The sequence below is a fragment of the Qipengyuania gaetbuli genome (genome assembly GCF_020171365.1).
Classification (GTDB): Bacteria; Pseudomonadota; Alphaproteobacteria; order Sphingomonadales; family Sphingomonadaceae; genus Qipengyuania; species Qipengyuania gaetbuli_B.
Genome location: NZ_JAIUZO010000002.1, coordinates 1,066,185 through 1,086,823, shown reverse-complemented (window position 1 = coordinate 1,086,823; position 20,639 = coordinate 1,066,185). Strand labels below are relative to the sequence as shown.

Sequence of the window (20,639 nt, the reverse complement as noted above, 5' to 3'; positions counted from 1 at the left end):
AATCATACACCTCGCGAAAGCGGCGAATTGACGCATTAAATCTTCATTCACCCTCTTGCGCAGGACTCGGCTCTGATTCACTATCTAGTGGTCGGTCACCGGGGGGTACCCACAAGACCTAGCGAAATACGGCATCCGGACCCATATCGGGCGGGTGCCGCAATCACGCCGGGCCTGTGGGGAAAAAGGGGATAAGTTTCTGCCCCGGAGACCTGCGAAATTGCTAGGCAGGCACTGCGCTTGCCGACTCGGTTGAAACACGAAATCGCAGGCGGGGCGAACAGCCCGCCGGATGACAACGGACGGTGGGGCACACAATGGATTTCAAGAGCGGGGACGAAGCGGCGATGGGACTGGATCTGGACACTCAGGACACCGTCGATGACACCGCGCCCGTCAAGAACAGCGCAAAGGCGCAGAAGGCTGTCGCAATGGAAAACGAAGACAAGGGCAGCGAAGCACTGGTCGCCGAAGCGGCCGGCGCAGCCATGGCCGGCGCAATGGCCGAAGTCGCCAAGGCCGCTTCCGAAAAGGAAGACAGCAAGAAGGTGCTCGACCGCCGTTTCGACGTGAAGACGGATGCCTCGCGCGACGACCTGCTCACCGCTTTCGGCAAGGAAACGCTCGAAGACCGCTATCTCCTGCCCGGCGAAAGCTACCAGGACCTGTTCGCGCGCGTCGCCGATGCCTTTGCCGACGATGGCGACCACGCCCAGCGCCTCTACGACTACATCTCCAAGCTGTGGTTCATGCCCGCAACGCCCGTGCTGTCGAACGGCGGCACCACCCGCGGCCTGCCGATTTCCTGCTACCTCAATTCGGTCAGCGACAGCCTCGACGGCATCGTCAACACCTGGAACGAGAACGTGTGGCTCGCGTCCAAGGGCGGCGGCATCGGCACCTACTGGGGCAATGTGCGCGGCATCGGCGAGCCGGTCGGTTTGAACGGCAAGACCAGCGGCATCATTCCTTTCGTCCGCGTGATGGACAGCCTTACCCTTGCTATCTCGCAGGGTAGCCTGCGCCGCGGTTCGGCTGCCTGCTACATCGACATCACCCACCCGGAAATCGAGGAGTTCCTCGAAATCCGCAAACCCTCGGGTGACTTCAACCGCAAGGCGCTGAACCTGCACCACGGCGTGCTGGTCACCGACGCCTTCATGGAAGCGGTCCGCAACGGCGAGGAATTCGACCTCATCAGCCCGAAGGACGGTTCGGTCCGCAAGACGGTCGACGCGCGCGGCCTGTTCCAGAAGCTGGTTGAAACCCGCCTCGCCACGGGCGAGCCCTACATCGTCTTCTCCGACACGGTGAACCGGATGATGCCCAAGCATCACCGCGAACTCGGCCTCAAGGTCTCGACTTCGAACCTGTGCGCCGAAATCACCCTGCCGACCGGCATCGACCACCTCGGCAACGACCGTACTGCGGTCTGCTGCCTGTCCTCGCTCAACATCGAGAAGTGGGACGAATGGTGCACCGACAAGCAGTTCATCGAGGACGTCATGCGCTTCCTCGACAATGTCCTGCAGAACTACATCGACCGTGCGCCCGACGAGATGGCCCGCGCCAAGTATTCCGCCATGCGCGAACGCTCGGTCGGTCTTGGCGTGATGGGCTTCCACTCCTTCCTCCAGCAGAAGGGCATCGGCTTCGAAAGCCCGATGGCCAAGGTCTGGAACCTGAAGATGTTCAAGCACATCCAGTCGAAGGCCTCCGAAGCCTCGATGGTGCTCGCTCAGGAACGCGGCGCCTGCCCGGACGCGGAAGAAATGGGCGCGATGGAACGTTTCAGCTGCAAGATGGCGATCGCACCGACCGCGTCGATCTCGATCATCTGCGGCGGCACCAGCGCCTGCATCGAGCCGATCCCGGCGAACATCTATACCCACAAGACGCTGTCGGGCAGCTTCGTGGTGAAGAACCCGTATCTTGAAAAGCTGCTCGACAAGAAGAGCAAGAACTCGACCGCGATCTGGAACTCGATCCTCGAGAAGGGCGGCAGCGTCCAGCACCTCGACTTCCTGACGCCGGAGGAAAAGGCGACCTTCAAGACCAGCTTCGAAATCGACCAGCGCTGGCTGCTCGAATTCGCTGCCGACCGCGCGCCCTATATCGACCAGGCCCAGTCGCTGAACCTGTTCATCCCGGCCGACGTCGACAAGTGGGACCTGATGATGCTGCACTTCCAGGCATGGGAGAAGGGCATCAAGTCGCTCTACTACCTGCGCTCCAAGTCGGTGCAGCGCGCCGGTTTCGCCGGCGGGGTGGAAGCGGACAACACCGCCGATGCCGCCAAGTACGAACTGAGCGCGGGCGAGCAGACCGATTACGAGGAGTGCCTCGCCTGCCAGTAAACAATCCCCTGGACGGGACGAACGGGACGGGCCGGCCCACCATGAAGGTGAGCTGGCCCGTCCTGCTTTTCGGCCTGGTGCTGTTCGCCGCGTGGCTCGCGCTGATCCCGGTGCTGCAGGATGCGGCCGGGGTCGATCCGCAGTGTCACGGCAGGGTCTATGGCAAGGCGCGCTTTACCGGGCTGGTCCTCTGCTCGCTCGAGGCGGGCTCGCGCGGCTGGCTGTTCCTCGGCTATCTTGCCTCCTTCCCGGCGCTGACGCTCACATGGCTCAGCGGCAGGTTCCGCGCGATGAGGGCCGGACGGGACAGCTAGAGCGCCCGCGCGGCGCTTAGCGCCTTGCCCTTTCGCGCCTCCCACGGCACCTAGGTTTTCCATGGGTTCGCTGCGCATCCTTTTCATTTCGCCCAATTTCCCGCCCTATGCGCAGGCAGGGGCGGCGCGCACGGGCGCGCTGGCGCGGCACTGGGTCGAACAGGGTCACGAAGTCACCGTGATCGGCGCGCGTATCGGCGCGGCGAACGGCATCCATTCCGGCCTCGACCACGAACACCTCACCGCGATCATGCTCCCGGTCGAGAAGCTGCCCGCCGCCGAAGGGAAGCCCGCGCCTTCCGCCGCGCCGGACAAGCCCGCCAGTCGCCCCAGCCGCCTGCGCCGCTGGCTGTGGCTCTCGCGCCAGATGCCCGACCGCTTCCATCCGCACTGGACCCGCCGTGCGGTCGATACGGCGCGCGGCCTGTGCCTCGCGAAGGGGTTCGACCTCGTCTATTCCTCCGGCCCGCCGCATTCAGCGCATATCGCCGCGCAGAAAATCGCGGCCCAAAGCGGCCTGCCATGGGTGTGCGAGCAGCGCGACCTGTGGGCCGACAATCCCTATATCGACCGCCAGCCGGTGCTGACCACGCTCTACAACCGGTTGGGCCGGCAGGTGCAGCGCCACGCCGACGCCTTCGTCGCCGTCACCGAAACGGCTGCGGGCGAGCTTGCGGCGCAGACGGGCAAGGCAGTGACACTGGCGCGCAACGGCTGGGACGGGGCGGATTTCGCCGAGCTGGAAGATGTGCCCGCGCCGCTCGATCCGGAGCGGCTGACCATCATCCACGCCGGCCTCATCTATGCCGAGCGGCGCGATCCCAAGGCCCTGTTCGAGGCGATCGCCATGCTGGGCGAGGACCGAAGCCGCGTGCGCGCGGTGTTCTATCACGACGAATACGGCTTTCTCGACCAGCGGATCGCAGAATACGGCGTGGCGGACTGTGTCGAGATGCGCGAGTTCCTGCCGCGCAGCGAAATTCTCAGGGTGGAGCGGCAGGCCGACGTGCTGCTGATGTGCCGCTGGCCCGACCCGGCGGAGGACGGGGTGATCCCCGGCAAGCTGTTCGAATATATCGGCGCGCGCCGACCGATCCTGGCGACGGGGCTGGAAAGCGGGGAGGCTGCAGCCATCGTGCGCGAAGGCGGGTTCGGCCTCGCCACGCAGGATGCCGGGCGCATCGCAGAGCAACTCCGCGCATGGATCGAGGCCAAGGACGAAGGCGGCGGGCGCGTGCCCGACCTGCCGGCGGAAACGGCACGCGGCTACACGCGCGACCGGGCCTTTGCCGATATCGACGCAGCGATCGCGCGGACGCTCGGCCGCATATGACAAGACCCCCGCCGGCCGGTGGGCTGGCGGGGGTCTGGCTTGCTCGCGCCGAGGCGCGATAAGTCGGGTCAGGCGCTTTCCATTACCGCCTTGTTGCCAAGGCCTGCGGGGATACGCGCGCCTTCCTTCAGGTAGATGCGGTTGTGGTCGATCTTCTCGACGTCATCCAGCTTGAGGAAGTGGTGGATGTCGTCGGCGCTGTCCGACTTGGTCAGCTTGATCGCGTCGCCATCGACCTCGTCGACGGTGCCGACGTGCAGGCCTTCCGAATTGGCGACTTCCATGTGTTCCTTGATGCGGAGCTTCTCGAACATAAAATTCCCTTTTGTCTGTGTGGGTTACATCTAACCAACGGCCGCAAGGGCGATGCGGTCCACGCTTCGCCGAGGCTCATGCACGGCTCGTTGGATTGGGTCGCAGGGGGCACGAAAAGTTGACGCCCCGACCTCTTGCGAGGCGGGGCGTCGGGGATGCGGAGCCGTAGCCCGCAAAAGGGGAAACCGGACCTGGTCCGCTTAGCCCCGAACCGGCTCGGTGGCCGATTGCTATCCCAACGTCGCATCTGCGCATCGCGTTCCGGCAAATAGTGCTGCGCTAGGAATTTTTTCCCGCGCTTATCCCCGCCGAATCATTCACTCTTGCCTTCGATTCCGGGCTGTGATTCCCTATATGAGTCGTTCACGCGCCAAACCGGAGATCCACAAGATGTCGTTGCTCGAAGCCCGCAAGACCTACAAGCCCTTCGAATACCCCTGGGCTTACGAGTTCTGGAAGCGGCAGCAGCAGATCCACTGGATGCCGGAAGAAGTTCCGCTCGGCGAAGACTGCCGCGACTGGGCGCAGAAGCTGACCGAGCACGAGCGCAATTTGCTCACGCAGATCTTCCGCTTCTTCACGCAGGCCGACGTGGAAGTGCAGGATTGCTATCACGACAAGTACGGCCGCGTGTTCAAGCCGACCGAGATCAAGATGATGCTCACCGCGTTTTCCAACATGGAGACGGTGCACATCGCGGCCTACAGCCACCTGCTCGACACGATCGGCATGCCGGAAAGCGAATATTCCGCCTTCCTCGAATACGAGGAAATGGCCGACAAGCACAATTACATGCAGCAGTTCGGCGTCGACAACGATGAGGACATCGCCCGCACGCTGGCCATGTTCGGCGCGTTTACCGAAGGCATGCAGCTGTTCGCCAGCTTCGCCATGCTGATGAACTTCCCGCGCTTCAACAAGATGAAGGGCATGGGCCAGATCGTCAGCTGGTCGGTGCGCGACGAATCGCTGCACTGCGAAGGCATCATCCGCATGTTCCACGAGTTCGTGCGCGAGCGGGACTGCCTGACCAAGGCGGTGCGCGAAGACATCGTCGACATCTGCCAGAAGACGGTGCGCCTCGAAGACAACTTCATCGACCTCGCCTTCGAGATGGGCCCGGTGTCGGGCATGACGGCGAAGGATATCAAGAAGTACATCCGCTACATCGCCGACTGGCGCCTGGGCCAGCTGGGCATGCAGCCGATCTACATGGTCGACGACCACCCGCTGCCCTGGCTCGCCCCGCTGCTCAACGGTGTGGAGCACGCCAACTTCTTCGAAACCCGCGCGACCGAATATTCCAAGGGCGCAACCCGGGGCAACTGGAACGACGTCTGGGCCAGCTTCGACAAGCGCCAGAGCGCCAAGGCCGCGAACGAGGAAGAAGCCGAAAGCGACGGCCCGGGGCTGTTCGGTGACAGCGAAGGGGCTGTTGCGGCGGAGTGATTTTGAAGTGGCGGTTCGTTCGGGACTGACCTTTGCCAATAGGCAAGCGATAGTAGGTTGCGGGTGGGATGATTGTCCCGCCCGCAATTTTTATCGGCTTGGATTAGCAGGCGCGGATCCCGCTTGGCAGACCGACGCGAATATCCTTCACTCGCCGGTCTTGGCTCCCACCAGCAGGGGCATTGCTCCGAATGTGAATTGACCAACTGTTCCTAAGAGCTGCGGCACTTTCCAGAGTCGTGCGAACCATTCGCTTACGCTCAGTCCCGACAGGCTGGTGGCCAAGACGAGTTCGGCAAGCATCAGAAAGGTGAATGCGCAGACGCCCATTACGGCAGCGCTCGCGAAAGAGTTGATTGAATGCCGGACGCATAGGCTCCGGGCCGACCACCAGCTCGCTATAAGCAGAATCGGCACTTCAAACAGGATGAAGGTCGTCTCGCCCAGCGCCTCGGCGCCCCACAAGGTGCGAACGGTACCCAGCAGAAAGCCGAGCGCAAATATCGTCGCGAAGTAGCTGATGGCGGCGATAACGGTTTTCATGACTGGACTATGCATGACGTTCTCTGCGGCGTCATTACCTCTACCCTAATCGCTCCAATCTCTGCCTTCACCCCAGCCATCGCCCTCGGCGAGGCCAGCTTGCCGCCGCCGCGTCAGTCTGCGCGCAGCACCGGCCAGTAATTTTTCCGCGTACCAGCGGTGGGCGCCTCTCAGGCGGCTCGCGATCGGTCCCTCGTATTCGCGCACGGCGGTGCCGAACCAGATATCGTTCATGCCGGGTTCCGGTTCGGGCAGCGGGCCGCCCACGCCATAAGACACGGCCAGCCAGCAGCAGGTCTTGTCGAGGAAATCGTGCATCAGCAGCTCGTTCGCCTCGCGCACCTCGACCTGCCAGGCGGCGAAGCGTTCGGTCCGGCCTGCGGCCAGCGCGGCGATATCCGCGTGGCTCGCCCCGCGTCCGATGAGGTGGAGCGCCATGCGCTCGGTCAGGAAGACGCGGCTCGAGAAGAACGCCGTGACCAGCTCGCCCAGCGAGACCTCTCCCGGCACGGCGGCGCGAAAGGCGTCGCGGTAGCATTCCGGCCCGCGCTTCCTTGCAAGCAGGCTGTGCGGCGGCAGCGGCGGGGCAGTGATCCGGGTCATCGGCGCAAGCATAGCACAAGGCGGCTTACACGTGGGCGGGACATCATGCGCACCAGTCGCGCCCCTCGCTCCAGCCATCGCCCTCGGCGAGGCCAGCGGCGATCATGTGGTCCGCCAGCGTTTCCTCGCCGCGTGAGGCTGCGCGCAGTTCGCGGCCATAGCGGTCGCGGGGAGGGTCGGTGCCGCCGGTCCAGATGAAGGGGCCATGGGCGAGCCAGGCGTGGAGAGCCGTGCGGGCCGCCTGCGCCTGCGCGCGCTCGGCATTGCAGGCGCCGTCCATTTCCGGCGCGTCGAAGCCGGTCAGGCGCACGCGGCGCTGGCCGATCGCCACCGTGTCGCCGTCGATCACGCAGGCGTTGCCCCCGCGCTGGCCGCACAGGCCGAAGCGGTACGTGACCTCGTCCAGCCGCTCGGGCGGGCCCAGCCTGCCGCCGTTGATGTAAAGCGTCGCCGCCAGCGCTAGCAGCAGCACCAGCCACCACAGGCTGCGCCTGCCCATCCGTCTGCCCCTCTGCCTGCGGCGTGTCGTTCGGAAGCGGATCGGGCGTGCCATTGCCCCCGAACGATAGCGGGCCGGCGCAGGGGTTCAATCCCGCGCCGGCCCGCAATCCGTCCAGCCGTGCAAGCGGCTCAGTAGCGCCGCCGGCGCTCCTCCGCCCCGCGCCGTTCGCCCTCGCGGCGATCGGGCCCGTCGAAAGGAAGCTGCTGCACGCGCCTCTCGCCCGTGCGCCGCTCTTCCCCGTTCCGGTCGTCCATCTTCGTAGCCATGTCGCAACCCCCCAAGTCCTTTCGCGGGACGGTCTATCGGGCCGCGGGTTACTTTTCCGTGTATGTCAAAAAGCATAGCAAAACCGCCCGCGCAGGTATGATTTCCTTAAGTATATGAAGGGCATGCCGCACGCAGCGGCGCCGATGCCGCCCCTGTCCGGACCACGCCTATGCCCTTGCCTTTCAACCCGATGGAGATCGCGACCTATTACCTGATTGCGGTGAATTTCCTCGCTTTCGCCCTGTTCGGTATCGACAAGGCCCGCGCGGAAAACGGCGGCTGGCGGATCAGGGAAGACACGCTGCTCGGCGTTGCCTTCCTCGGCGGGCTACCCGGCGCGCTGGCGGGACGCAGCGCCTTTCGCCACAAGACCCGCAAGCGCAGTTTCAACCAGGGCTTGCTCAGCGTTGCGCTGGTGCAGGGCATCGCCCTTGTTACCGTGTTCTTCATCATGCCTGCCATGCTGGAAACGCCCGAAGAGCGCGCAGCCCGCCATGCCGTGGAACGCTCGGTCACCTACTCCGGCTGCAACGAGGTGCGCGCGGCGGGCAAGGCCCCGCTCCATCGCGGCGAGCCGGGCTACCGATCGAATATGGACGGTGATGGCGACGGGACTGCTTGCGAAGACTACTGAGCAAATTGACCTGCCTCAAAGATGCCGTGACTTCCCCGTATTACCCGATTCCCTGCAACCATTAGGGAAAGGTATCCGCATGTCGCAGCACACGCCCAACGAACTGACCAAGATCTTCGCCCGCGACCGTGAACTGATCACGCAGCTGAAGACGCAGGATGGGCGGTTCGCGCGCCTCGCCGACGACTATCACGAGGTGAACCGCCAGGTGCACCGGATCGAGGCGGAAACCGAAGCGGCCAGCGACGAGCGGACCGAAGCTCTCAAGAAGCAGCGCCTCAGCCTGCTCGACGAGATCACCGCCATCGTCACCAAGGCCCGCAGCGCAGCCTGAACCAAGGAGGCATTACCATGAAGTTCGACCCCGCAAGCCCGATCCGCCTCGCCGCACCCGTGGCCGCAGCCCTGCTGCTGGCCGCCTGCGCGCAGGAAGCGGAGGAAAAGACCTACGCTACGGATGTCGAGGATGCCGGCGGCGGCGAGCTGATCGTCACGCAGGAAGATCCCGACGCGGTGCCGGTCGACACGCCCGACACGCCGATGACGCCGACCGCCGAGGCGGAAGAGGAAGCCCCGGCCGAGTAAGCGCGTCAGGCGCGGCGTGACCACCTCGCTACCTTCGGGAAGCGGGGCCTGAAGGCTTGGCCGGCGCCTGAGGCGCAAAAACAACGATGTCGCCTTTGAACAATACACACGTGTTGCGGTGCAGTATTACTGCGCGCCATAAAGAACACGCGGTGTCGCTGTCTGTACGTCTGCTTTGTGGAGCCACGTCATGTCAGCCCAGTTCGTTGCCCTTGAGTATTTCGTTTATTACCTGATCGCGATCAATCTGTGCGCCTTCCTCGCCTTCGCGGTGGACAAGGCCATGGCCGAAAGCGGCGGGTGGCGCGTTCCCGAAACCAGCCTGCTCGGCTGGGCGATGATCGGGGGCACGCCCGGTGCCTATGCCGCGCGCGCGGCTTTCCATCACAAGGAACGCAAGCAGCCCTTCTCCAACCAGCTCCACGCGCTCGCCTGCGTGCACGTGATCCTGCTGGCGGGAACGCTGCTCTATCTCAGCTTCGCCTGACGAGGCGGCAGGGTTCCCGGGTGCGGTCTGCTTGTTTGCCGCCGTGATCGCACCCCTGTCCCGGCCCGTGTCCCCCAGGGGATGCGGGCCGTTTCACGTAGGCACGCTCCTCCTTACCACCCCCAGGCGGTCGGGGGCGGAGTAACCGGAGACGAGGCGTCGAACTCGACCCGGAACAGGCGGGTGGGATCGTTGCGGCGGGTCAGCTGGTAGGCGAAGCGCGGGGCCTGCGCACCGGCCGGGTCGACCTCGATCCGCCAGACATTGGTGAGCGAGGCGGACAGCCCCTCGCGCTCGAACATGGCGATGGAAAAGGCATCGACGGGGAAGTCCTGCACCCGCGCCGTGCCCGCCGACAGCGTGTCGCCGCCATATTGCGTGACCGCGTCCTCGCTGCCGTCCTCGTGCCGGTGGTCGTGCTTGAGCCTGAGGCCATCTGCCGTGCGCGTGACCAGCCAGGTGCGCGAGCGGTTCCAGCCGCCCGGCGCCTCTGCGTCCTCGACATGGAAGGCGATGGCGACGCGCGTGTCGGAGCAATCCGCCCAGTGCGCCACCATGCGCTTGCCCGCCCAGTCCCCATCGCGCGCGTCGCTGCTGGCGAGCGCGCCCTCGTAAGCTTCGCCGCAATGGCTGGAGAGCGCCTGCCAGAACCGCTCCTGCGTCTCGGGCAGCGGCGGCGCATCGGGGGTGCTGGCACAGGCGGCCAGCGGGAGGAGGGCGGCAAGGGCGAGCGTGCGGTGCATGGTCATGCCGGGCGTGATGGCAGTGCCGCAGGCCGGCGGCAAGCGGTGAGGGGCGCTTTCCCCTTCCCCGCTCGCTGCGCAAAAGCTAAGGCCACCCGCCATGAACGCGAGCGAAACCCAGCCCATGCACGAGGCGAGCACCAAGGCCCAGACGCTGATCGAGGCGCTGCCCTACTTCCAGCGCTATGCCGGCAAGAGCTTCGTGGTGAAATACGGCGGCAACGCCATGGGCGACGAGAACGCCGCACGCGAATTCGCCGAGGACGTCGTGCTGCTGAAGGCAGTCGGCATCAACCCGGTGGTGGTCCATGGCGGCGGCCCGCAGATCGGCCGGATGCTGGAGAAACTGGGCGTCGAGACGCAGTTCATCGACGGGCTGCGCGTCACCGACAAGGCGACCGCCGAGGTGGCGGAGATGGTCCTGTCCGGCGCGATCAACAAGGCGCTGGTTTCCTCCATCGCGCGCGCCGGCGGCAAGGCGGTGGGCATTTCCGGCAAGGATGGCGGCCTCGTCACCGCGCGCAAGGTCGAGCGCACGACCAAGGACCCGGAAAGCAATATCGAGCGCGCGCTCGACCTCGGCTTCGTGGGCGAACCCTGCGCGGTCGACACCACGATCATCGAAACCGCGACGGCGGCCGGCATGATCCCGATCGTCGCCCCGATCGCGGCGGGCGAGGACGGCCACACCTACAATATCAACGCCGACACCATGGCCGGCGCGCTGGCGGCGGCGCTGGGGGCGGCAAGGCTGCTGCTGCTGACCGACGTGCCCGGCGTGCTGGGCAAGGACGGCGCGCTGCTGACCGATCTGACGCCGGCCGACATCGCCGCGTTGCGCGCCGACGGCACGATCAGCGGCGGCATGATTCCCAAGCTCGAAACCTGCGTCTCGGCTGTCGAGGCGGGATGCGAGGCCGCGGTCGTGCTCGACGGGCGCATTCCCCACGCCATGCTGCTCGAATTCTTCACCCAGCGGGGCGCAGGTACGCTGATAAGCGCCCGATAGGGCTTGGCGCGCCGCGTCCGCCACGTGTAGGACGCTGCGACACGGGATTGCTCAGACAGAAACGGGGTTCACCCTAGTGCTTATCACTCTCTACCAGATCCTCGAGATGCTCACGAACGTGTTCGTGATGCTGATCATCATCCAGTTCATCATCGGCCTGCTGTTCGCCTTCAACGTGGTCGGGCGCAACGAATTCCTGATGAGCTTCTACGACGGCATCAACCGCCTGCTGGACCCGGTGTTGAGGCCGATCCGCAACCTGCTGCCGCAGACCGGCATGATCGACTTTTCGCCGCTGGTGCTGATCATCGCGCTCAACATCATCCTTATCGTGCTCGGGAACATCATCTACTCGCTATGACCGCTGAACGGATCGACGGAAAAGCCTTTGCCGCCCTCCTCAGGGAGCGCGTCGGCGCGCTTGCAGGGCAGTTCGAACACAAGGCGGGCCGCAAGGCGGGCCTTGCCGTGGTGCTGGTGGGCGAAGACCCGGCGAGCCAGGTCTATGTCGGCTCGAAGCACAAGGCGACCGTGGCCGCGGGCATGGAAAGCTTCGAGCATCGCCTGCCTGCCGACACGTCCGAGGCGGAATTGCTGGCGCTGGTCGACCAACTCAACAATGACGATGCGGTGGACGGCATCCTCGTCCAGCTGCCGCTGCCCGGTCATCTCGACGAACAGGCCGTCATCGCGAGCATCAGCCCGGACAAGGACGTGGACGGTTTCCATGTCACCAATGCGGGCCGCCTTGCCGTGGGCCAGCACGGCTTCGTGCCCTGCACGCCGCTCGGCTGCATGATGCTGCTGACCGACCGGCTGGGCGACCTCTCCGGCCTCGAGGCCGTGGTGATCGGCCGCTCGAACATCGTCGGCAAGCCGATGGCGCAGCTCTTGCTCGACGCCAATGCCACCGTCACCATCGCGCACAGCCGCACCAAGGACCTGCCCGCAGTGGTAAAGCGCGCGGATATCGTCGTCGCTGCCGTGGGCCGCGCGGAAATGGTCAAGGCAGAATGGCTGAAAGACGGCGCGACCGTGATCGACGTTGGCATCAACCGCCTGCCCCCTGCCGAGGGCGAGGAGAAGGGCAGGCTGGTCGGCGATGTCGACTATGCCGGCGCGCAGAACGTTGCCTCGGCCATCACGCCCGTGCCCGGCGGCGTCGGCCCGATGACTATTGCGGTGCTGCTGCGTAACACACTGGTCGCGGCCTATCGCAATGCAGGGCTGGAAGTGCCGGCTGCGCTGTGACGCTGCGCCTTGCCTTACTCGCCGCGAGCGCGCTGGCTCTCACCGCCTGCTCCACCGCGCCGGGGCCGCGCGATCGCTATGCCCGGTTGCTGACGCCGACCGCCAGCCCCTCCAAGGTCATCGCCACCGAACTCGCCTTCGCCCGCGCCGCGCGCGAAAAGGGACAGTGGACCGCGTTTGCCGAATATGCGGCAGAGGGCGCGCTGCTGTTCGGGCAGAACGGCGCGATCGAGGCCAAGCCCTGGCTCAAGCAGCAGCAGGACCCGCCGCAGGCCGTCGCGTGGGAACCGCACCGCGTGTGGTCGAGCTGCGACGGCTCGATCGCAGTCACGCAGGGGGCTTTCCGCGATCCCGACGGCAAGGTCGGGACGTTCAACACCGTCTGGCAGCGCCAGCGCGATGGCGAATATCTCTACGTCTTCGATTTCGGCATCCCGCAGGACGCCGCGCCGCAAGCGCCGGACATGATCGGAAGCGAAGTGGCTGCCTGCCGCCGCCCGGTCGATGTGGGCGAACCGGATTCCGCCATTCCCCTGCGCGCATCGCGTGACGGTTCGCTGGCATGGGGCTTCCATACGGGTGTCGCGGGCGAGCGGCGATATGTCGTCTGGCTGGCGAAGGAGACCGGCTGGGAGCAGGTCGTGAACGTCACCCTTGGCGCAGGAACGGCCGAATGACCCAGCTCTTCATCTCCGCCTTCATCACGCTGTTCGTGGTGATCGACCCGCCCGGCTGCGCCCCGATCTACGCCGGCCTGACCAAGGGCGCGAGCGCGGCGCAGGCCCGGATGATGGCGATCCGCGCGACGATCATCGCCGGCGTGATCCTGCTCATTTTCGCTCTGTTCGGGCAGGATTTGCTCGGCGCGCTGCATATCGAACTCGACAGCTTCCGCATCGCGGGCGGGCTGATGCTGTTCTGGATCGCCTTCGAGATGGTCTTCGAGAAGCGCACCCAGCGGCGCGAGGAGCGCGCGGAAAAGGTCGCCGCCACGCCCGAGGTGGAGGACGTCTCGGTCTTCCCCATGGCCATGCCCATGCTGGCAGGCCCCGGCGCGATCGCGGCGATCATGCTGCTGATGAACGAGGCGCAAGGGCTGGAGCAGTCGCTGGTCGTGCTCGGCGCGCTGGCCAGCGTGCTGCTGCTCACGATGCTCGCGCTGATTGCCGCCGGCCCCCTGATGCGCCTGTTCGGCGACCGGGTGGAGGCAGTGATCACCCGCCTGCTCGGCGTGCTGCTGGCCGCGCTGGCCGCGCAATACGTGATCGACGGCCTCAAGGGCAGTTTCGGTATCTAGATTTTCGAACCCGCCTCCGCGGGTTCGTCCTCGCTAGACGTGCAGCAAGCTGCACCCGCTGCGGGCGGGCGGTCGCCCTTGCGGTCGGCTGGTCGCCGACCGAAACTTTGCCACATTAAAGGTTCGTTCTTGGCCACGGCAGTCAAAGGCCGACCGGCCGCCCGCAGGGGCCCGTAGCGAAGCGAAGGAATAGCCCCGAGGACGAAGTCGCGGAGGCGACTTCGTAAAGCAATCACTGAAGAGTCACGATCTCGTCGCCGTCGTCGCGCAGGGCGAAGAACTGCATAAGCTGGATCATCAGTTCGCACCGCTCCGACAGGTCGGGGGCCTCGAGCAGGGCCTGCTTGGCCGCCGAATCGAACGGGATGATCTGCGCGACGCCGTTGATCAGCGTCTCGTCGTCCAGCCGCTCGACCGAATCCCAGTCGACCGAATAGCCCTGCATGGCGGCAAAGCGCTTGGCCTCGAATTCGAAGGCGGCGCGCTCGACGCTGGAGAGGACCTCGTCCTCGGGATCGTCGATCAGCTCGGCCTCGATCTGGCGGAAGGCGGTGGTGACGTCGAGTTCGCGCAGCATGCGGAAGCGCGCCTCGCCTTCGAGCACGATATTGTAGCGCCCGTCTTCCAGCGCTTCGACATCGCCGATGCGGCCGACACAGCCGACCTCGTAGAGCGGCGCGTTCTCGCCCCCGCGCTGCGGCTGGATCATGGCGATCAGCCGGTCTTTCGCCAGCGCGCTGCCGACCAGTTCGCGGTAGCGCGGCTCGAAGATGTGCAGCGGCAGCTGCAGCCCCGGGAACAGGATCGCGCCGGGCAGGGGGAAGATGGAGAGACGCTTCGTCAACGGATCATCCGAACAGCAGGCGCGACAGCTTGCGGCGCGTGTCGACCACCCAGGGGTCTTCGAGGCCGACGGCATTGAAGATGTCGATCAGCTTGGCGCGGGCCGCACCCTCGTTCCATTCGCGGTCGGCTTCGACCATGGCGAGCAGTTCGGCTGCAGCCGCATCGCGCTGGCCGGCGGCGAAGGCAGCCTCGGCATAGGCCATGCGCGCGTCCATGTCGGCAGGGTCGGCCGCGGCCTTGTCGCGCAGGGCGGCCAGTTCGCCGTCGTCGACCTTGTTGCCGGCGAGTTCGAGCGCGGCAGCGGCATTCTCGACCAGCGGGTCGGCGGCGAGAGCCGGATTGGCGCGGACGGCCTCGAGGACCTTGCGGGCTTCCTCGACCTGGTCGGCCTGCACCAGCGCGCGGATCAGACCGGCATGGGCCGCGGCGCTTTCGGGTGCCATTTCGGTGACCTGCGCGAAGATACCGGCAGCACGCGGCGCATCGCCATCGGCCAGCACCTGTTCGCCCATGGCGACGAACTGGTCGATCTGCTGGGCGGCCTGCGCTTCCTCGTCACCGCCCGCCTGGACGGGAAGCTGGGCAAGGATCTGGTCGAGCGTCTGCTTTAGCTGCGATTCGCTGCGGGCGTTGGTCAGGTCGGCGACCGGCTGGCCCTGGAACATGGCATAGACGGTCGGGATCGACTGGACCTGGAACTGGGCTGCAATGAACTGTTCCTTGTCGACATCGACCTTCACCAGCACCACGCCCTTGTCGGCATAGTCGGCCGACACCTTTTCCAGCAGCGGGGCCAGCGCCTTGCAGGGCCCGCACCAGTCGGCATAGAAATCGAGGATGACGAGCTTCGTCATCGACGGTTCGACGACGTCCTTCTTGAACCGCTCGACTGCCTTCTGCTCGTCGATGCTCAATCCCATGCTCGCCACTGAAACCGCCTTTCCTGGATGAATTCGTTTCGCCCCATGTGGGCCTTCTTGGCCAAATGTGAAGGACCTGCAGCGCCTGCACAAGGGCGGGCCGGGCAGGGCCAAAAAAGCTGCATTTTTTCTCTTGCGGGACTCAAGAGGCGTTGCTAGTTGCGCGCCTCCCCACCGGGCCTTGCGGTTCGGTAGAGCGCCAGTGAGCGGGCGTAGCTCAGGGGTAGAGCACAACCTTGCCAAGGTTGGGGTCGGGCGTTCGAATCGCCTCGCCCGCTCCATTTTCCCGACATCGATATGTATCCGGACGACACGCAAGTCGTTCGTCGTGCCGCGTGCACATTTGGCGGATTGTGCTTGAAACAGGCGGATCGGGCGCTATGTGGCGCGATATGTTGTATCAGACCAAACGCCCCCTCGCCGCCTCCCTGTCCCTGATCGCGATTGCCGCGGCCCAGCCTGCGCTGGCCCAGGACGCGTCCGCGCCGCCTGCCGATGACCAGGTGACGCAGGAGCAGGTGGAGGACGATCTCCACGACCGCCGCATGGATTCGCGCGGGACCATCGTGGTCACTGCGGCTGGACTGCGCCAGTTCGACCTGCTCGCCGGGACCAGCGTCGTCGAAGGTGCAGCGCTCGACGCCAATCTCGACGGCCAGCTCGGCGAAGTGCTCAATAGCGTGCCCGGCGTTTCCGCCAGCGGCTTTGCCCCCGGCGCCTCGCGCCCCGTGCTGCGCGGTTTTTCGGGCGAGCGCGTCAAGGTGCTGGTCGACGGCATCGGCGCGATCGACGTGTCCAACACTTCGGCCGACCACGCCGTCTCCATCGATCCGCTGACCGCAGAGAGCATCGAAGTCCTGCGCGGCCCCGCCGTCCTCCTTTACGGCAGCCAGGCAATCGGCGGCGCGGTCAACGTGATCGACAAGCGCATTCCGCGCCGCGTCCCGAACGAGGCGTTCCATGTCGATGCCATCGTGCGCGCCGACACGGTCAGCGACCTTCGCGAAGGCGGCGCGTCCTTCGACGTGCCGCTGGGCGGCGGCTTCGTCGCCCATGCCGACGGCTCCTATCGCACTACCGACGATTTGAGCGTGCCCGGCTTCCTCGTGGCGCCCGAACTGCGTGCCGAACTGCTCGCCGAAGCCGACGAGGAAGAGGACGAAGGCAATCTCGGCGAGGCCGAGGAACTGCGCGAACTCGCGCTGGCAGAAGGCAAGCTGTTCAACAGCGGCACGGAAACCTGGACGGCCAATGGCGGCCTTGCCTTCTTCCGTGACCAGTCGAGCCTCGGCGTGTCCTTCGGCATCTACGACACTTTCTACGGCATCCCCATCCGCCCCGGTGCGGGCCACCACGAGGGCGAGGAAGAAGGCAGCGAAGCCGAGGCCGGGGAAGAGGGTCCGGAAACCGTCAACATCGGCCTGCGCCAGTACCGCGCCGACATGCGCGGCGACATCTACCTTGGCGAAGGCCTGTTCGAGAAGCTGAAGATCCGCGCCGGCTATTCCGATTACACACACACCGAGTTCGAAGGTGCCGAAGTCGGCACGACCTTCGACGTGCAGGGTATCGAGGCCCGCGCCGAACTGGTGCAGAACCCGAACGGCCGCTGGCGCGGTTCGATCGGCACGCAGTACTATTTCCGCGACTTCTTCGCCGAGGGCGAGGAAGCCTATGTCGCCCCTAACCGGACCGAGCAGTTCGCCCTGTTCGCCTTGCAGGAATATGGCGACGGCCCGGTCCAGCTCGAAGGCGCGGCGCGGTTCGAGACCACCACGGTCGATTCCACCTTCCTCGGGCTGGAGCGCAATTTCGACACTTTCTCGGGCGCGATCGGCCTTGCCTATGACGGCCCGCAGGCCTTCCGCGCCGGCATCAATTTGTCACGCGTGGCCCGCGCACCGAGCGCGGAGGAACTGTTCTCCGACGGTCCGCACATCGCGACGCAGGCCTTCGAGATCGGCGATCCGGACCTTGGCGTCGAACGCGCCTGGGGTGCGGAATTGTTCGCACGCGGCACCATGGGCGATTTCGAATTCAGCCTCGCCGCGTTCAAGAACTGGTTCGACGATTACATCTACCTGTCCGAAACCGGCGCGGAAGAGGACGATCTGCCGGTCTTCGTCTATCTCCAGCAGGATGCGACTTACCAGGGCCTCGAAGGCGAGCTGATCTGGCGCTTCCTCGACACGGGCTCGCTTGCCCTCGCCGCCGACCTGCGCGGCGAATATGTCGAGGCCGAACTGTCCGACGGCACGCCGGTCCCGCGCATCCCGCCGGTCAGCCTGATGGGTGCGCTCGAAGCGACGAGCGGCGATTTCGAGCTTCGCGGCGAGGTCGAATGGTACGGCGCGCAGCGCAAGGTGGCGCCGTTCGAAACCGAAACCGAGGACTTCACCTTCGTCAACGCGGTTGCCACCTGGCGCCCGCTACGCACCGAGCCGTCGGTCAGCGTGATCCTGAAGGCGGAGAATATCTTCGACGTCAGCGGCCGCCGTCACGCAAGCTTCACCAAGGATTTCGTGCCCCTGCCCGGGCGCAATATCTCGGCGAGCCTGCGCTTCAGCTACTGATCCCGCTCAATCCTCGACGGCAAAGGTCAGGGCGGCGTGCTCGCGCAGCCGCTCGACCAGCGCTTCGCCGAGGAACGAGCCGGGCGTGCCGACCCCGCCTTCGGCCTTGCAGTCGAGCAGCGCCATGCCGGTTTCGCCGAGCATGCGGCTGGTCGAGCCGTAGCCCGGATCGTACTTGCCCTTGACCGCATAGTGCAGCGTCTCGCCGTCGGGCATCTCGGCGATGAACAGCACGTCGTAGAACCCGTTCTCGCGCTCTTCCGGCGTCGGGCCTTCGCCCGGCTTGGGCGGCTTGGCGCCGAAGGGGTTCTTCATCATGTCGGCGAGCGCGCTTGCGGCTGCCTTGCCGGCATCGCCGGGGCTGGTCAGCACCATCTCGTCATAGCGGAAGTCCTCGCCATAGGGGTGGCCGAGCAGGAAGTTCGTCCGGTGGACGTTCTTGGTGTTGATCGGTGCCATGACGAAAGGCGCGGCCCATTTGCCGAGCTTCTCCTCGTAGCGCGGCACGAGGCCCGAGGGCTGGTCGGGTCCTTCGAAGCCGGGCGTCAGGCCGAAGCTGCTCTTGAGGATCGAGATCAGCTTGGGATTGCGCGCCACTGCCTTCATCGTCTCGGTCAGGCTGGCGACCGTGCCGCCCGACGCGCCGCCCGCCATGCCGCGCACGCGCCCCTTGATGCGCGGTGCGGGCTTGCCGAACCGCTCCTTGGCGACCTTCTGCGCCATCAGCACGCCGAGGTCGAAGGGGATGGAATCGAAGCCGGATGAGAAGCAGATCCGCGCGCCGCTGGCCTTGGCGGCTTCCATGTGCTCGTCGATCTTCTGGCGCATCCAGACCGGCTCGCCGCACAAATCGGCATAGTCGGTGCCGGTCTTGACGCAGGCTGCGACCAGCGCGTCGCCATAGAGCTGGTAGGGGCCGACCGTGGTCAGCACGACCTTGGTGCGGTTGCACATGGCCTCGAGGCTTGCCGGATCGTCGGCATCGGCGACCACCAGCGGGGTCGACCCGGGCGCACCGATCTCGTCGCGCACCGCTTCCAGCTTGTCCATGCTGCGGCCGGCCATGGCCCATTTCGGCCCGCCGTCCTTGCCGCCGTATTCGCGCACGAAATGTTCGGCGACGAGGCGGCCGGTATAGCCGGTGGCGCCATAGACGATGATGTCGAATTCGGTGTCAGCCATGGGTTCTCTCCTTTGCCCGCCTGAATGCGCGTGGGCGGCCAGAGAGTCAAAGACGTTAGGGCGCGCGGGGGATTCGCGGCAGCACGCCGGTCTGGCTCGAGATCGCCAGCAGCCGCCCGTCCTCGGCGAAATGGCGGGCCTGCCCGCTCACCGCGCCGCGGTCGAAGGCGGCGAGTTCGGTAACGCTGAGAACCCAGCCCGGCTCGGCGCCTTGAATGAAGCGGAACATGTCGTCGAGGCTCGATCCGCCGCGGGTCGCGGGATGCGCGCCGAGGAAGAAGTCCGACACCATCGCCAGCCAGCACGCGTCGATCGCGAAGCCCGCTTTCGAGCGGCTCCACACAGCCTCGTATCCGCGGTCGGGATTCTCTACGGCAGTCCGCCGCTCCATCTGCCCGACGAGATTGTCGTCGAAGCCGTTGTGGTCCGGCGGTTTTCCTTCGCAGGCATCGGGGCCCGGCACATCGGGCATGACGGCGAAGATGCGCTGCTCGCTCGGTTCGCGCGCGCCGAGTGCGGCATTGATCCGTTGCACCAGCCTGCCGTTAGAGCGAATGTCGGCGAACCACTGCCCCACCGACTGACCGCCGCCGTACTGGTCGCAGGTGATCACCAGCTCCTCGGCATGCTGGGTCGGGGCAAGGAACTGGACCTGCGCCCACAGCAAGGGCTGGTCGCTTTCCAATTGCAGCGCATCGACCGCCGCCGCGAGCGAGGCCCCGCCCATGACGTGCGGCGCGCCTTCGGGACCGACTGTCGCCGGACGGGTGACGGGAAGGATATATTCGCCGCTCCGCTCGCCCGGCACTACGCGCCAGAAGGGGAAGCGGGCAATGCTCACAGCCGCGGCAGGGTCACCCCGCGCTGGCCCATGTATTTGCCCGCGCGGTCGGCATAGGTCACTTCGGGCCGCTCGTTACCCTTGAGGAACAGGAACTGGCACGCGCCTTCGTTGGCGTAGATCTTGGCCGGCAGCGGCGTGGTGTTCGAGAACTCCAGCGTGACATGGCCTTCCCAGCCCGGTTCGAGCGGGGTGACATTCACGATAATGCCGCAGCGCGCATAGGTGCTCTTGCCGAGGCAGATGACCAGCACGTCCTCAGGGATGCGGAAATATTCGACCGTGCGGGCGAGCGCGAAGCTGTTGGGCGGGATCACGCAGACGTCGGTATCGCGATCGACGAAGCTGTTGCTGGCAAAATCCTTGGGATCGACCACCGCGCTGTCGACATTGGTGAAGATCTTGAACTCGGGCGCGACGCGCGCGTCGTAGCCATAGCTCGACAGCCCGTAGGAAATGCAGCCTTCGCGGCGCTGCGCTTCGACGAAAGGCTCGATCATGCCTTCGTTGAGCGCCTTGTCGCGGATCCACTTGTCGGAAAGAATCGCCATGTCAGTGTGATTCCCCACCCGCGCCGCTCGGGCAAGC

Annotated in this window: 25 protein-coding genes and 1 tRNA gene; 15 read left to right on the top strand and 11 right to left on the bottom strand. The window is 65.7% G+C overall.

Annotated features, from left to right (window positions below; translation table 11 throughout):
- Positions 1-317 precede the first annotated feature (317 nt).
- From LCL94_RS05915 to LCL94_RS05905, 3 genes are all read left to right on the top strand, one after another.
- A complete protein-coding gene (locus LCL94_RS05915; RefSeq protein WP_224831402.1) occupies positions 318-2,357 on the top strand; it encodes a ribonucleoside-diphosphate reductase subunit alpha in 2,040 nt (679 codons plus the stop codon).
- Positions 2,358-2,404: 47 nt separating this feature from the next.
- On the top strand, positions 2,405-2,671 hold the full coding sequence (locus LCL94_RS05910; protein ID WP_224831401.1) for a hypothetical protein: 267 nt from the start codon (positions 2,405-2,407) through the stop codon (positions 2,669-2,671).
- Between the two features lie 61 nt (positions 2,672-2,732).
- Positions 2,733-4,004 (top strand): glycosyltransferase, encoded by a 1,272-nt coding sequence (locus LCL94_RS05905; RefSeq protein ID WP_224831400.1) that lies wholly within the window; start codon positions 2,733-2,735, stop codon positions 4,002-4,004.
- Between the two features lie 68 nt (positions 4,005-4,072).
- On the opposite strand, the gene LCL94_RS05900 is transcribed toward LCL94_RS05905, so the two are convergent.
- Positions 4,073-4,318, bottom strand: coding sequence for a DUF2171 domain-containing protein (locus tag LCL94_RS05900; protein ID WP_224831399.1), 246 nt, complete (start codon positions 4,316-4,318; stop codon positions 4,073-4,075).
- A 391-nt stretch (positions 4,319-4,709) separates the two neighbouring features.
- Here LCL94_RS05900 and LCL94_RS05895 point away from each other — a divergent pair, with 391 nt between their 5' ends.
- Positions 4,710-5,768, top strand: a complete 1,059-nt coding sequence (locus LCL94_RS05895; protein WP_224832670.1) for a ribonucleotide-diphosphate reductase subunit beta — start codon at positions 4,710-4,712, stop codon at positions 5,766-5,768.
- A 147-nt stretch (positions 5,769-5,915) separates the two neighbouring features.
- Here the strand turns inward: LCL94_RS05895 and LCL94_RS05890 are convergent, their stop codons facing one another.
- From LCL94_RS05890 to LCL94_RS05875, 4 genes are all read right to left on the bottom strand, one after another.
- Positions 5,916-6,311: a hypothetical protein gene (locus LCL94_RS05890; RefSeq protein ID WP_224831398.1), complete on the bottom strand. Its 396-nt coding sequence runs from the start codon at positions 6,309-6,311 to the stop codon at positions 5,916-5,918.
- A 45-nt stretch (positions 6,312-6,356) separates the two neighbouring features.
- A complete protein-coding gene (locus LCL94_RS05885; protein WP_224831397.1) occupies positions 6,357-6,914 on the bottom strand; it encodes a hypothetical protein in 558 nt (185 codons plus the stop codon).
- 43 nt (positions 6,915-6,957) lie between these two features.
- Positions 6,958-7,413 carry a thermonuclease family protein gene (locus tag LCL94_RS05880; RefSeq protein ID WP_224831396.1) on the bottom strand — a complete coding sequence of 152 codons (456 nt, stop codon included), beginning with the start codon at positions 7,411-7,413 and terminating at the stop codon, positions 6,958-6,960.
- Positions 7,414-7,544: 131 nt separating this feature from the next.
- A complete protein-coding gene (locus LCL94_RS05875) occupies positions 7,545-7,682 on the bottom strand; it encodes a hypothetical protein (protein ID WP_224831395.1) in 138 nt (45 codons plus the stop codon).
- 191 nt (positions 7,683-7,873) lie between these two features.
- On the opposite strand from LCL94_RS05875, the gene LCL94_RS05870 reads away from it, so the two are divergent.
- The 4 genes from LCL94_RS05870 to LCL94_RS05855 all read left to right on the top strand — a co-directional run bounded on the left by LCL94_RS05870 (position 7,874) and on the right by LCL94_RS05855 (position 9,389).
- Entirely contained in the window at positions 7,874-8,317 is a 444-nt protein-coding gene (locus LCL94_RS05870; RefSeq protein WP_224831394.1) for a DUF1294 domain-containing protein, read from the top strand.
- A gap of 79 nt (positions 8,318-8,396) precedes the next feature.
- Positions 8,397-8,651 carry a YdcH family protein gene (locus LCL94_RS05865; RefSeq protein WP_224831393.1) on the top strand — a complete coding sequence of 85 codons (255 nt, stop codon included), beginning with the start codon at positions 8,397-8,399 and terminating at the stop codon, positions 8,649-8,651.
- 17 nt (positions 8,652-8,668) lie between these two features.
- Positions 8,669-8,902: a hypothetical protein gene (locus tag LCL94_RS05860; protein WP_224831392.1), complete on the top strand. Its 234-nt coding sequence runs from the start codon at positions 8,669-8,671 to the stop codon at positions 8,900-8,902.
- 190 nt (positions 8,903-9,092) lie between these two features.
- A complete protein-coding gene (locus LCL94_RS05855; protein ID WP_222555263.1) occupies positions 9,093-9,389 on the top strand; it encodes a DUF1294 domain-containing protein in 297 nt (98 codons plus the stop codon).
- Positions 9,390-9,502: 113 nt separating this feature from the next.
- Here the strand turns inward: LCL94_RS05855 and LCL94_RS05850 are convergent, their stop codons facing one another.
- The gene (locus tag LCL94_RS05850; RefSeq protein WP_224831391.1) at positions 9,503-10,138 is read right to left on the bottom strand and encodes a hypothetical protein; all 636 of its coding nucleotides are present in this window, start codon (positions 10,136-10,138) and stop codon (positions 9,503-9,505) included.
- Between the two features lie 94 nt (positions 10,139-10,232).
- On the opposite strand from LCL94_RS05850, the gene argB reads away from it, so the two are divergent.
- The 5 genes from argB to LCL94_RS05825 all read left to right on the top strand — a co-directional run bounded on the left by argB (position 10,233) and on the right by LCL94_RS05825 (position 13,689).
- On the top strand, positions 10,233-11,141 hold the full coding sequence (gene argB / locus LCL94_RS05845; protein WP_224831390.1) for an acetylglutamate kinase: 909 nt from the start codon (positions 10,233-10,235) through the stop codon (positions 11,139-11,141).
- A gap of 76 nt (positions 11,142-11,217) precedes the next feature.
- The gene (locus LCL94_RS05840; RefSeq protein WP_224831389.1) at positions 11,218-11,502 is read left to right on the top strand and encodes a YggT family protein; all 285 of its coding nucleotides are present in this window, start codon (positions 11,218-11,220) and stop codon (positions 11,500-11,502) included.
- Positions 11,499-12,392 carry a bifunctional methylenetetrahydrofolate dehydrogenase/methenyltetrahydrofolate cyclohydrolase FolD gene (folD, locus tag LCL94_RS05835; RefSeq protein WP_224831388.1) on the top strand — a complete coding sequence of 298 codons (894 nt, stop codon included), beginning with the start codon at positions 11,499-11,501 and terminating at the stop codon, positions 12,390-12,392. The genes LCL94_RS05840 and folD overlap by 4 nt, the downstream gene beginning before the upstream one ends.
- Positions 12,389-13,069: a hypothetical protein gene (locus tag LCL94_RS05830; RefSeq protein WP_224831387.1), complete on the top strand. Its 681-nt coding sequence runs from the start codon at positions 12,389-12,391 to the stop codon at positions 13,067-13,069. The genes folD and LCL94_RS05830 overlap by 4 nt, the downstream gene beginning before the upstream one ends.
- The gene (locus tag LCL94_RS05825; RefSeq protein WP_160608408.1) at positions 13,066-13,689 is read left to right on the top strand and encodes a MarC family protein; all 624 of its coding nucleotides are present in this window, start codon (positions 13,066-13,068) and stop codon (positions 13,687-13,689) included. Before LCL94_RS05830 ends, LCL94_RS05825 begins: the two co-directional genes overlap by 4 nt.
- 232 nt (positions 13,690-13,921) lie before the next feature.
- On the opposite strand, the gene LCL94_RS05820 is transcribed toward LCL94_RS05825, so the two are convergent.
- Together LCL94_RS05820 and LCL94_RS05815 are read right to left on the bottom strand one after the other, a co-directional pair.
- Positions 13,922-14,533, bottom strand: coding sequence for an LON peptidase substrate-binding domain-containing protein (locus LCL94_RS05820; RefSeq protein ID WP_160608406.1), 612 nt, complete (start codon positions 14,531-14,533; stop codon positions 13,922-13,924).
- A 4-nt stretch (positions 14,534-14,537) separates the two neighbouring features.
- On the bottom strand, positions 14,538-15,455 hold the full coding sequence (locus LCL94_RS05815) for a tetratricopeptide repeat protein (protein WP_224832669.1): 918 nt from the start codon (positions 15,453-15,455) through the stop codon (positions 14,538-14,540).
- 206 nt (positions 15,456-15,661) lie between these two features.
- On the opposite strand from LCL94_RS05815, the gene LCL94_RS05810 reads away from it, so the two are divergent.
- Positions 15,662-15,736, top strand: a tRNA-Gly gene (locus LCL94_RS05810).
- Positions 15,737-15,847: 111 nt separating this feature from the next.
- Entirely contained in the window at positions 15,848-18,028 is a 2,181-nt protein-coding gene (locus LCL94_RS05805; RefSeq protein WP_224831386.1) for a TonB-dependent receptor, read from the top strand.
- Positions 18,029-18,034: 6 nt separating this feature from the next.
- Here the strand turns inward: LCL94_RS05805 and LCL94_RS05800 are convergent, their stop codons facing one another.
- The 3 genes from LCL94_RS05800 to dcd are packed head-to-tail and all read right to left on the bottom strand — an operon-like array spanning position 18,035 to position 20,602.
- Positions 18,035-19,210, bottom strand: a complete 1,176-nt coding sequence (locus LCL94_RS05800; RefSeq protein ID WP_224831385.1) for a saccharopine dehydrogenase family protein — start codon at positions 19,208-19,210, stop codon at positions 18,035-18,037.
- 55 nt (positions 19,211-19,265) lie between these two features.
- A complete protein-coding gene (locus LCL94_RS05795) occupies positions 19,266-20,051 on the bottom strand; it encodes an acyl-CoA thioesterase domain-containing protein (protein WP_224831384.1) in 786 nt (261 codons plus the stop codon).
- Positions 20,048-20,602, bottom strand: a complete 555-nt coding sequence (gene dcd, locus LCL94_RS05790) for a dCTP deaminase (RefSeq protein ID WP_160608403.1) — start codon at positions 20,600-20,602, stop codon at positions 20,048-20,050. The genes LCL94_RS05795 and dcd overlap by 4 nt, the downstream gene beginning before the upstream one ends.
- Positions 20,603-20,639 lie beyond the last annotated feature (37 nt).

Coding starts and splice junctions, on each gene's coding strand:
- LCL94_RS05915 (WP_224831402.1), top strand. CDS start 318: ATGGATTTCAAGAGCGGGGACGAAGCGGCGATGGGACTGGATCTGGAC.
- LCL94_RS05905 (WP_224831400.1), top strand. CDS start 2,733: ATGGGTTCGCTGCGCATCCTTTTCATTTCGCCCAATTTCCCGCCCTAT.
- LCL94_RS05900 (WP_224831399.1), bottom strand. CDS start 4,318: ATGTTCGAGAAGCTCCGCATCAAGGAACACATGGAAGTCGCCAATTCG.
- LCL94_RS05895 (WP_224832670.1), top strand. CDS start 4,710: ATGTCGTTGCTCGAAGCCCGCAAGACCTACAAGCCCTTCGAATACCCC.
- LCL94_RS05890 (WP_224831398.1), bottom strand. CDS start 6,311: ATGAAAACCGTTATCGCCGCCATCAGCTACTTCGCGACGATATTTGCG.
- LCL94_RS05885 (WP_224831397.1), bottom strand. CDS start 6,914: ATGACCCGGATCACTGCCCCGCCGCTGCCGCCGCACAGCCTGCTTGCA.
- LCL94_RS05880 (WP_224831396.1), bottom strand. CDS start 7,413: ATGGGCAGGCGCAGCCTGTGGTGGCTGGTGCTGCTGCTAGCGCTGGCG.
- LCL94_RS05875 (WP_224831395.1), bottom strand. CDS start 7,682: ATGGCTACGAAGATGGACGACCGGAACGGGGAAGAGCGGCGCACGGGC.
- LCL94_RS05870 (WP_224831394.1), top strand. CDS start 7,874: ATGGAGATCGCGACCTATTACCTGATTGCGGTGAATTTCCTCGCTTTC.
- LCL94_RS05865 (WP_224831393.1), top strand. CDS start 8,397: ATGTCGCAGCACACGCCCAACGAACTGACCAAGATCTTCGCCCGCGAC.
- LCL94_RS05860 (WP_224831392.1), top strand. CDS start 8,669: ATGAAGTTCGACCCCGCAAGCCCGATCCGCCTCGCCGCACCCGTGGCC.
- LCL94_RS05855 (WP_222555263.1), top strand. CDS start 9,093: ATGTCAGCCCAGTTCGTTGCCCTTGAGTATTTCGTTTATTACCTGATC.
- LCL94_RS05850 (WP_224831391.1), bottom strand. CDS start 10,138: ATGACCATGCACCGCACGCTCGCCCTTGCCGCCCTCCTCCCGCTGGCC.
- argB (WP_224831390.1), top strand. CDS start 10,233: ATGAACGCGAGCGAAACCCAGCCCATGCACGAGGCGAGCACCAAGGCC.
- folD (WP_224831388.1), top strand. CDS start 11,499: ATGACCGCTGAACGGATCGACGGAAAAGCCTTTGCCGCCCTCCTCAGG.
- LCL94_RS05825 (WP_160608408.1), top strand. CDS start 13,066: ATGACCCAGCTCTTCATCTCCGCCTTCATCACGCTGTTCGTGGTGATC.
- LCL94_RS05815 (WP_224832669.1), bottom strand. CDS start 15,455: ATGGGATTGAGCATCGACGAGCAGAAGGCAGTCGAGCGGTTCAAGAAG.
- LCL94_RS05805 (WP_224831386.1), top strand. CDS start 15,848: ATGTTGTATCAGACCAAACGCCCCCTCGCCGCCTCCCTGTCCCTGATC.
- LCL94_RS05800 (WP_224831385.1), bottom strand. CDS start 19,210: ATGGCTGACACCGAATTCGACATCATCGTCTATGGCGCCACCGGCTAT.
- dcd (WP_160608403.1), bottom strand. CDS start 20,602: ATGGCGATTCTTTCCGACAAGTGGATCCGCGACAAGGCGCTCAACGAA.